The organism is uncultured Methylobacterium sp. (assembly GCF_964251405.1).
GTDB lineage: Bacteria > Pseudomonadota > Alphaproteobacteria > Rhizobiales > Beijerinckiaceae > Methylobacterium.
Map to the genome: position 1 here is coordinate 1 of NZ_CAXUJR010000130.1, position 7,992 is coordinate 7,992.

Below are 7,992 nucleotides of genomic sequence, written 5' to 3' on the forward strand. Positions count from 1 at the left end.
GCGGGCTCGCGCTCCTGCGTGACGAGGCAATGGCCGGTGTCGAGGGCGAGGCGCAGGCCGGGAACGTCGAGAGCGGCGAAATCGTCGAGCGTCTCGATCAGCATGCCCGGCTCGGGCTCGAGACAGGGCACGACGCCCTGTTCCCCGGCATAGGCCACGACGTCTGCGAGCCCTTCGCGCAGCCAGCCCTTCGCGCTTCCATGATCGACGCCGGTCTTGGGCACGCCGGCCCAGAACGAGACCGCCTCCGATCCCAGGATGCCGGCGATGTCGATCGCGCGCATGAGGAACCCGACGCGACGCAGGCGGGCCGAGGCGTCCGCGGTCACCAGGGTCGGCTCGTGCTTGGCCCTGGGGTCGAGGAGGAAACGCGCGCCGGTCTCGATCACAGAGCCCAGGCCCAGCCGCTGCAGGCGGCTCGCCACGCGCTCGGTATGCTGCACCCAGCCATCCGCGAAAGGATCGAGGTGGTGGATGTCGAGGGTGAGCGCGACGCCGTCGTATCCCGCCTCCGCGATCAGATCGATGGCGTCGTCCAGGCGATGGTTGGCCGCACCGTTGGTGTTGTAGGCGAAGCGCAGGCTCATGGTTCAGGCCGCCCTGCCCTGCTGCTGCAGCCGGAACGGCGCATGGTGCGATTCCGGCTCGCGGTAGAGCGGATAATGCCGGCCCACGATCTCGTCGGCCAGGGCCGTGTCGAACAAGGGCTGGCCGCCGAAGCGTTCGATCGCCTCCGGCGTCAGGCGGACCGGGCGCAGGGTCTCGCTCTCGGTCCCGAAGCGGATCAGCCGATGGTCGCGCTCGATCAGCTTCTTCGCGTTGCGCTCCCCGATGCGGTGATAGCTCATGGTCTCGACCTCGAGCCCCGGCACGATCGCCTTGACGATGCCGACCCCTCCGCCGGGCGGCGAGCAATCGACGTAGAGGACATCGAAGCCGGCCGCGTCCAGGCGCTCGCGGGCGATGCGGCCCCGTACATGGCCATCCGGGGCAGGCGTGGTCGGCAGCTCCGTGAACGGCTTGGTGCTACGCTCGGAATAGACCGTGTCGGCCAGCACGTCGCGCAAGGCTTCAGGCGGCAGGACGATCCAATCGAGCATGGCACGAAGCGCCCGGCCCTCTTCGAGGTCGAGGCTCGGCAGGGCTTTTCGAATGAAGGAATCGACGTAGCCCGGCGGGGTCACACGCTCGGCGAAGCTCAACGGGCCGTGGCCGAAGGCCTTGCGCACGCGGGCGGCCTGGAATTCGAGCAGCGCCTTGCGCAACGCCCGCTCGCGGTCGGGATCGCAGGCTTCGCCGCAAGCCGAGAGCGCAATCGGCACCGGCGTATCGGCCAAGTTCCTGTCATGGCCAACCACGTAGACGTTGGTGAGGCCGAACTGGTCGGTGGCGAATTTGGGCAGGGCCTTGATGCCTAGGGAATCGAGGCGATCGAGCATGGCCCGCGTCTCCGCCCCGAGGCCTTCTGAGACGTCGAGAACCACGCCCTGGTCGAGGGCGCGGAAGAGGAGGCCGTTGCCGTCGCGCTGGAGCAGTTCGAGGAGGCCGTGGCCCAGCGCGAACTCCACGTCCGGGCCGGCGCCGAGGCCGTTGGTGATGAGGTTGGTGAACGGCTTGTAGCCTTCGGAGAGCTCGAAATAGTCGGTCGCCGCAATGTCGAGCGGCATCAGCACCGTCTCGCCCGTCCGCGCGCGGACCGTCGGCGTCCATTCGAGCACCGTGCCGCGTCCGACCGGACTGCCGGCGGGTAGGCACAGGGTCAGCGGATCTGCGACCGAGGCGGCGCCGAAGACGCGAACGAGGTCGTCATAGGAGCCGCGCTCCTTCTTGCGCGGCATCACCGCGAGCGACGGCATCAGGTTCTCGGCGATCTCGGCCACCGCGCCGATCAACGCCTCGTCGTCGGTGGCGCCGTAGCCGATTCCGCTCGGCATCGCGCCGACGAAGTAGGGATCGTCGAGGAACAGCGAGACGAACCAGACCGGGATGCCGGTGCGGTCCAGCGGCGCCAGGGAGAAGCCGACGATCCGGCCCGGCGGCAGGATGTCGAGATAGGCTCGCACCGGCTCGGGAAGGTTCGAGGGCAGGCCCTCGATGCGCCGCGCGGTGCCGTAGCGGTAGGGGCGTGGTGCTCGCACGCGGGCATTGCGGGCCCGGCCGTCCTGGTCGTTGTCGGTCACTTCGCGTTCCGTCCTGTTCTCATTCGGCCGCAGCGGCGATCCGGTCAGGGAGCGTCGCATAGGCGCGCGCCAGAAGGCGCATCGTGTGCAGGTCACGCTCCGCGCTGTAGGCCGTCCGCTCCGCCGGCCTGCGCAGGGCGGAGCCGAAGGCACGGACCTGTTCGAGGAACGGTGAGGCACTGACATCGAAGGGCACAGTCTCGGACACGCCGCTTGTACCGTCGGTGAACGTCAGTGATCCGCCAGCGACCTGCCCCATCGTGTCGATGGCCGTGAGCTGGCCGCCGGTGCCGATCACTTCGAGACGGCGGCGCGGCAGGGCATCGGGGCAATTATAGGCGACGTGCAGGTTGGCGAGGACACCAGAACCGGTGCGCCCGATCAGGAGAGCACCGTCATCGACGGCATAGTCCTGCGCGTGGGCCTGGGTCAGCGCGGCGATCGCGGCGATCGGCTCGTCGAGCAGAAAATCCACGAGGTCGAGCCCGTGCGGCGCGAGATCCATCAGGGCGCCGCCGCCGGCCTTGGCGGGATCGATGCGCCAGTTGTCCTGGCCGGGCACCGATGCCCAGTCGCGGCCGAGCCAGCAAGCATAGACGATCCTGACCGCGGTCACGGTGCCGAGCCGCCCGGCGCGGAGCCTGTCGCGCATGGCCCGGTGGGCGGGGTGATGGCGCTGGTCGAAGGCGGTGCCGTAGAAGGCCCCCGTCCAGCGGATGGCGGCGGCCATCGCCTCGGCATCGGCGAGATCGGTCGCCATCGGCTTCTCGCAGAGGATGGCCTTCCCGGAGGTTGCGAGCGCCTCGACGGCGGCACGATGGAGATGGTTTGGGGTCGCGACGTAGACCGCCTCGACCTCGGTCTCGGCCAGGAGGGCATCGAGCGTCGCGTGCGCGCGGGCGCCATCCGCTTCCGCAGCGGCGCGCGAGGCCTCGCCGGGATCGCACACCGCGACGAGGCGGTGGCCGGCATCGCGGATGCCCGGTGCCATGTAGTCCCGGGCGACCCATCCGTAGCCGACGATGCCCCAGCCGATGGAATCCGCCATCACCACCGCTCCGGCAGGTCGACGAACTCGCGGCGGCGCACGCGCTCGACATGAGGGGATGCCTCGCAGCCGATCCAGTCCAGCGTCTCCGGCCCCGCCGAGGTCAGCGGGTAGGTGGCACGGGCGGCGTATTCCGCCTCGTAGCGTTCCGAGGGCCAGGCGATGGCGAAGGTCTCGCCGACAGGCTGATAGAGCGGGTTGAGGCGAAGCTGCGTACCTTCGCGCGGCAGCGTGATCCCGTCGACTACCATCCTCGGAGCCGGCCGCATGCCCGGCCCAGCCACCACAGAGAAGGCCTCGGCGCCAGTGAGCTCCGAGGGTGATTTCGGGGAAGGGGCGCGGCCTTCGACGAGCGCACGGGTGAGCTCGTCGTCGTCGTAGACGAGGCCATCGGGAAACAACTCGTCGATCTCCGCCGCCGAGACGGCGCGCCCTGCCGAGAAGCCGGGCCTCGCCGAGTTATGAATATGGCTCAGAACCAGCCAACCGTCGTCTCCAGCGTTCTTGCGCAGGCAATCGAGGATGCCGGCCTTGTCGTCGAGGAAGTAGAACGCGTCGTTGCAGACTACGAGGTCGACGGGTGCGCCCGCGATTGGCCAATGCGGCGAGCCCGCATCGAAGCAAACAAGCTGCGCGCGTTTGTCGAGAAGCCAATGGCGCGCCACCCAAAGCTTGGCGAAGACCACGTCGCCGCCGGCGACCTTGGTGCCCCTGGCCTGGAACTCGCGCAGGTAATGCCCGATCCCGCAGGCGAATTCGAAGACGCTGATCGGATCGTTCCAGTGGGCTTCGAGCAATGTGAGACCGGCCAGATAAGTGGGATCGGTCCAGCGGTGCAGGAAATAACCCCCGACCCGGCCCCAGCCGAGTCGCGCGACGGCGTCGCGCAGGGTCAGCTTCTCGCTGTCGCGCACGAGCGAATGAAGGTCGATCGGGTCTGCAGCAGGCCCGGTCCACCATTCGTCCTGGTCTGCCAGCAGTCCTTCCAGCGCGAGGTCGCGGTCGTTGCCGTCGAGGAGCTTCAGGGTCAGGTCGACGAGCTCGTCCCGGTTGGTGCGCAGATACGGGATTCCGTCGATGACCGGCCACCGGTCGCCCGTCGTCGCGTCGCGCAGGGAATGCGGCGTGTCGGAGCGCAAGACCTGGCCGGTCAGAGGAGAAAGAAGGTCGAAGGGGATCATCGCCGCCACCCTACGCCGCCATGTCGGATACTCACGGGATCCGCATATCCCTCAGGACCCGGTCGTGGAACCCCTTGACCGGTCCGGCATGCACGAGTTCCATCTCGCCGAGCACCGTCTCCATGGTCAGGGAAGCGGCCCTAAGGTGTTGAGCAATCTGGAGGACCCGATCGATCGCGTCGGCAGCGTGGAAAGCGCGCCCTTCGGCCGTCGCATCGTCCGGCAGGACCGAGCGCGCGCGCTCGATGGTCTCGCGCAGGGATGGGTCGAGTTCGTCGAGGGCCCATTGGGTCGTGCGCGCCATGATCGGCGCGAGATGATCGCCGAGCAGCATCTCGCCCGTGAACCCGGCATCCGGCATCGCCGCATTGTGAAAATGGTGGCTCATGGCCGCCAGGAACACGACCGTCGGATCGGCGCGGTAGAAAGGGCTCAGCACCACGCCATACACCGCCACCATCAGGCAGTGCTCGGCATGATTTTCAGGCGGCTCCAGAAGGATACGTGCGCGACCCGGACAGGTTACGCCAGCGCGGGGCTGGTGCGCCAGGGCCGCGACGAACGCCGGCAGCGGCCCGGCGGCCAGCATCGCTCGCGAACCGAGACGATCGCGGAGAGAGCCGAGCAGGTCGTCGTCTAGATCGCCCGCGACCGCCTCCAAACCTGCGACGAGCACGCCCGTCACATCCTCGTCTGTCAGGCCGGCGGCCGACAGGAAGGCGTCATCGAGATCGCACAGTCTGGCCGCGGCGAGTGCCTTCGCGGTGATGTCGAGGGCGACGACGTCAGGGGGAGCGCCCGCGGTCAGGGCCGACCAGCCCTGGGCGAACAGCCTCTCGGCGATCGAGCCGATGCGGCCGGCCGAGCGAACGCGCTTGAGGTCGTTCACCTCGACGAGCAGGTCGCGCAACGCGAGGGGGGCGGCGGGACCCTCCCCCGCGTCGTGCGTCGTCATCAGTGCACGCCGAGCCAATCGAGCAGCATGGTCTGCTGCTTGCCGAAATCATGCTCGGGTCCATGGCCGTTCTTGACCATCGGGGCCTTGAAGAACGACGAGAGCTGCTCCTGCGGGCCACCCTCGCCGCGCTTCTTGGCGAGATCTAGGACACGGGCGATCTCAATCACCAAGGGCGCCGCCAGGATCGAGTCCTTGCAGAGGAAGTTGACCTTGATCTGCATGCGCTGGCCGAGGAAGCCGGTGACGTCGATGTTGTCCCAGGCTTCCTTGTCGTCGCCGCGGGGCCGGTAGTAGTGGATGTGGACGAGGTGGTCCTCGACCGGATAGCCGAGGATCGAGTCGAGCACCGTGCCCTTGGTGTTGAGCTTCGACTGCAACGAATCCTTGTCGTTGAGGGCGAGGCCGTCGCGGTTGCCGAGGATGTTGGTCGAGAACCAGCCGTCGACATGCAGGGCGCGGGCCTTGAGGGCGGGCGCCAGCACCGTCTTCATCATGGTCTGACCGGTCTTGCCGTCCTTGCCCGCCACGGGGACGTTCAGTTCCTTGGCGAGTTCGAGCAGGGCCGGGACGTCGGCGGCGACGCTGGGCGTGAAGTTGGCGTAGGGCACCCCGCTCTTGATCGCCGCATAGGCGTAGAGCATGGCCGGGCTGATCGCCTCGTCGCTCGTGTCGAGGCCCTTCTCGAAGGCCGCCGACGAGTTCAGGACGGGAGCGCTGAGATCGGGCCAGCGCTCGGTGGAGGCGAGATTGACCACTACGACCTCGTCGAGGTTGCTCTCGAGGCGGAAGCGGCGAAGGTCGTTGGCGATCACCGAGACCGCCTCGCGGTGGTCGGCGGCCACGATGCGGTTGGCGCCGTCGATGTTCTTGCAGAACTTGGCGCTGCCCACCGCCGGCCAGGGCTTGATGCCCTTGAGGACCTGGGCACCGTTCTCGATGTCCTGCTTGGTGAGAACGCCGTGACCGGTCGCGGCCGAGGCGAGGTCGTCATCGTTGAGGTCCCAGCCACCGAAGACGAGGTCCTTGTAATCGGCGAGGCCCGCGACCGAGAGGCCGGCGAGCGGCAATCCGTCGAGGCGGTTCGAGCCGGTTTTGATCATCTCGATGCCGGCGATCGCGGTCGTGGCGACGGCGCCGCCCATGCCAACGAAAGCAACGCCGACACGGCGCCCAGTCTGCATGCTCATAGGGAAGGGTCTTCCTTACTCTGTATCGGCGGGGCGACGGCTCGGGACCGAGGGCACACCCGCGTAGCATCCGCTAACCTGGGTCAGATGCCGTTCGTTCCAAGCCTGGAAACGCAGCCTTTTTGACGCGTCCAGGCTGAACGGCGACGGAACGATCCGTTAAAATTCCATGAAGAGAGGGCGTTAACGGTTCGTTAAGCGCGCCACGGTTGGATCACCGCGCTGTCCCATTCTGGTCACAGCCCTCGGCGAGACGTCCGCTCGCTGAACCGATCGAAGCCCGGCCCAAGAACGCCGAGGCACGAGCAAGGAATGATGATGGGGGTTTTCCCGGAGCCGGCGCTCTGCGCCGACGACGTGAGCCGTCTCGTGCCCAACGAGACCAAATTTCCAACCAGAGCCCAGGATCGGCTCGACCGGCGCCCAAGAAACGGATTGCGCCGCCACACCATCGCCACTCTGCTGACCGGGCTCCTCCTCGGGGCCGGTCTTCCTGGAAGCGCGGTGGCTCCCGCCGCAATGGCTCACGATAGGATCGATCTGGGGCTTCACCGCGCCTCCCTCGTCGGAGACGCAACGGTTGCCGGTCAACACGAAGGTTGGCTCGGAGTTCCCCTCGTCGAACAGGAGCCGCCGACGCTCGCGCTCATCGAGACGGACCTCGCCACTTTGCCGCAGCCGCGCGACGCGGGGGATCGCGAGATCCTGCGCTTCGGCGACATGAACATCCCGCGTCCCCTTGTCGAGGCGATCCTGCGCGCGTCCGAGGAGACCGGCGTCGATCCCGTCTACATGATGGCGCTGGCCGACAAGGAGTCGAGCTTCTCGACGACCGTGAAGGCCACGACCTCCTCGGCGGAAGGGCTGTTCCAGTTCCTGTCCGGCACTTGGCTCGAGCTGGTGCAGAAATATGGTCGGCAGCATGGGCTCGATGTCGAGGCCGACGCCATCAGCGGGCGCGGACGCGCCATCACGGTGGCGGACGACACCATGCGTGTCCGGGTCCTACGCCTGCGCCAGGACCCCTACGTCGCCTCCCTGATGGCCGGCGAGCTGATCAAGCGCGACCGGGACCGGATCGCCCAGCGCATCGGGCGCGATCTCAATCATTCGGATCTCTACCTCGCGCATTTCCTCGGCACCGCGAGCGCGGGACGCTTTCTCGCCCTGACCGACGAGAAGCCGGATCAGGTGGCCAAGACGGTGTTCCGCTCGGCGGCCCGGGCCAACCGCAGCCTGTTCACTCAGAAGTCCGGCAAGGGTCGGCGCGGGCTCACGGTGGCCGAGTTGCGCGCCCGGATTGACGGAATGATCGACCGGCGCCTCAACCAGTATGAGGGCGTCGCCGCCCTGGTCGCCGTTCCGGCCCGCGACGAACCCACCGTGCCCAAGCGCGGGATCGTGCGGGTCACCGAAGCCCTGCCATAGGCGGCGGCGG

The 7,992-nt window shown here is 67.9% G+C and carries 7 protein-coding genes; 1 reads left to right on the forward strand and 6 read right to left on the reverse strand.

Features of this window, described 5'->3' with window-relative positions; genetic code table 11:
• The 6 genes from ACFE7U_RS16745 to ACFE7U_RS16770 all read right to left on the reverse strand — a co-directional run.
• Window positions 1-587, reverse strand: a 587-nt coding sequence (locus tag ACFE7U_RS16745) for a sugar phosphate isomerase/epimerase family protein (protein ID WP_375410846.1), incomplete at its 3' end; no start/stop codon positions are given.
• A gap of 3 nt (window positions 588-590) precedes the next feature.
• Window positions 591-2,180, reverse strand: coding sequence for a YcaO-like family protein (locus ACFE7U_RS16750; RefSeq protein ID WP_375410847.1), 1,590 nt, complete (start codon window positions 2,178-2,180; stop codon window positions 591-593).
• Between the two features lie 19 nt (window positions 2,181-2,199).
• Window positions 2,200-3,228: a Gfo/Idh/MocA family protein gene (locus ACFE7U_RS16755; RefSeq protein ID WP_375410848.1), complete on the reverse strand. Its 1,029-nt coding sequence runs from the start codon at window positions 3,226-3,228 to the stop codon at window positions 2,200-2,202.
• A complete protein-coding gene (locus ACFE7U_RS16760; protein ID WP_375410849.1) occupies window positions 3,228-4,409 on the reverse strand; it encodes a class I SAM-dependent methyltransferase in 1,182 nt (393 codons plus the stop codon). Before ACFE7U_RS16760 ends, ACFE7U_RS16755 begins: the two co-directional genes overlap by 1 nt.
• Before the next feature lie 31 nt (window positions 4,410-4,440).
• Window positions 4,441-5,364, reverse strand: coding sequence for a hypothetical protein (locus tag ACFE7U_RS16765; RefSeq protein ID WP_375410850.1), 924 nt, complete (start codon window positions 5,362-5,364; stop codon window positions 4,441-4,443).
• A complete protein-coding gene (locus tag ACFE7U_RS16770; RefSeq protein ID WP_375410851.1) occupies window positions 5,364-6,554 on the reverse strand; it encodes an inositol-3-phosphate synthase in 1,191 nt (396 codons plus the stop codon). The genes ACFE7U_RS16765 and ACFE7U_RS16770 overlap by 1 nt, the downstream gene beginning before the upstream one ends.
• A 312-nt stretch (window positions 6,555-6,866) precedes the next feature.
• Here ACFE7U_RS16770 and ACFE7U_RS16775 point away from each other — a divergent pair, with 312 nt between their 5' ends.
• Complete coding sequence (locus ACFE7U_RS16775) at window positions 6,867-7,982, forward strand: transglycosylase SLT domain-containing protein (protein ID WP_375410852.1); 1,116 nt, start codon at window positions 6,867-6,869, stop codon at window positions 7,980-7,982.
• Window positions 7,983-7,992: the final 10 nt, after the last annotated feature.